The sequence below is a fragment of the Vibrio genomosp. F6 genome, from assembly GCF_005146325.1.
Taxonomy (GTDB): domain Bacteria; phylum Pseudomonadota; class Gammaproteobacteria; order Enterobacterales; family Vibrionaceae; genus Vibrio; species Vibrio cortegadensis.
In genome coordinates this window covers 1-1,805 of sequence record NZ_SYUT01000084.1, presented here as the reverse complement: position 1 = coordinate 1,805, position 1,805 = coordinate 1, and the positions used below count along the sequence as shown (strand labels likewise).

Annotated in this window: 2 protein-coding genes and 1 pseudogene; all 3 read right to left on the bottom strand. The window is 39.3% G+C overall.

The window, feature by feature from the left end; translation table 11 throughout:
- Positions 1–51 precede the first annotated feature (51 nt).
- Positions 52–468, bottom strand: a complete 417-nt coding sequence (locus tag FCV43_RS19370) for a VOC family protein (RefSeq protein ID WP_136996089.1) — start codon at positions 466–468, stop codon at positions 52–54.
- Positions 469–1,148: 680 nt separating this feature from the next.
- A complete protein-coding gene (locus FCV43_RS19365) occupies positions 1,149–1,469 on the bottom strand; it encodes a DUF2834 domain-containing protein (protein WP_134837652.1) in 321 nt (106 codons plus the stop codon).
- Between the two features lie 159 nt (positions 1,470–1,628).
- Positions 1,629–1,805: pseudogene (locus FCV43_RS20715) on the bottom strand (GNAT family N-acetyltransferase); the annotation flags it as partial.

The window sequence follows — 1,805 nt, the reverse complement described above, 5'->3', positions numbered from 1 at the left end:
TCAAATCGGAGTGAAATCGGCAAGCGTTAGGAGTCACTCTTAAATTGTTTGTTATGTGCGCTGTTCGATTTCCGCGATGTAGCTATTTGAACCTACTGCAATTTCCCAGAGATATCCGTCTAGATCAGCGAAATAACCCGAAAAACCACCCCAAAAAACGGGTTGCCCTTGCTTTACGACTTTCCCACCATTTTCATCAGCTTTCTCCAGCAGATTAATAACTTCACGGGAAGAGTTTACATTTCTAGCAAAAGTAATACCTGCAAAACCTGAACCCTTTGGCTCAACACCAACATCTTTCGCTAGCTCAGGTTTGGGAAATAGAGCCAACACTGGACCGTCAACATCCATAAATACAATTTCATCAGATTGATAATCTGTACGTTCTAGTCCAAGTACTGCTTCATAAAACTGTGCTGAAGCTTCAATATTTGATACACCTAGTGTGATGATTGATAATTTTCTCATTTACCCTCCGAGCACATAACGCCCAATTAAGTTGCAGACCAACGCAAACCTGAACCTGAAGCAACGCGCTGATTACACCCAAGCCATTTGGAACTGAAAATGCCACGCGTTGGCTGTCAGCTTGAATTGCTTGTTATATTTTACATCAATAGGTTGATTTGCTTGATAAAGAATTGCGATGTTAACTTAGTTTTCTAACTTAACTCACGTGCTGTAATTGAAAGTGACGCTTAAAAGCAGAAAATCACTTTGATGAAAAGAAACTTCTATATTCATCGTTGAAACCAGACAAAGAATAAAACCGAAACTTTCCAATTCACCAACAATTACTAAGCTCAAAAAACAAAAATTATTAACGAAATTTTGAGTCAATTACACTTTCAAACAACGCGACTCAAACCAAAATGAAACACCCATGAACATGGCACATTTTACGATTGAAGAAAGCTTGAGCCTTGATAACGCAATATTGAACTGCTGAATTGGCTAAACTTGATAGCCTGAGAAGACAACAAACAACCTACTTCACATTGACTTTAAGACACTAATTTAAAATAAAATATAACGCCGCGTTAAGGGGTGAACAACGCTACCACCCAACCTAAGCCATTGTGCTGTAAACACTAAAGCCGATTCAAACTAAAAATGCCAAGCGTTGTGAATCCCTCTTAAACGCCTTGTTAGGGCTGTGACTGAAGGGACTGTTTTTCTTTAAAGTAAAGATACATTGGGAGCCCAAACGACACGCCAACTGACAAGGTTCCCAACACAGCAAAATATCGATACTTCACTTTATGTCTTTGCCCGTCCATTAAGATGAAACCTAATAGAGCAATCGCACCAACCAAGACATCAAGCCAAGCCATAATACTAATGGGGTTTGCCACCGCTTCGCTGAGCAAAAGACTAATATCTAAGCCATTGGTTACTACCCAAGGAACTAACGCTCCATACGGCAGCAATATACCTAACAAAGTAAGAACTAGATAAAACCTTACCATTTCGCCATCCTTGAATTTTTTGTAGTAAGCCCTAACGCCCAATTAAGGTGCGACAACGCTATAAAACCTGAGCTAAACCATTACGCCGTAAACACAAAATTTAAATCGGAGTAAAATCGGCAAGCGTTAGGAGTCACTCTTAAATTGTTTGTTAGTCGCCTATTTCAACAACTTCGTAAAGAAGTAACGAGAATGCGAAATAGGATAATTCTCAAGTGTCATTTGACACTCATAACCTAGTTTTTCATAAAACGGCTTTGCTTGAAAACTAAATGTATCCACCATAGATGAATGACAGCCTTGTGACTCTGCATAACTCTCAAGCTTAGCCATCAA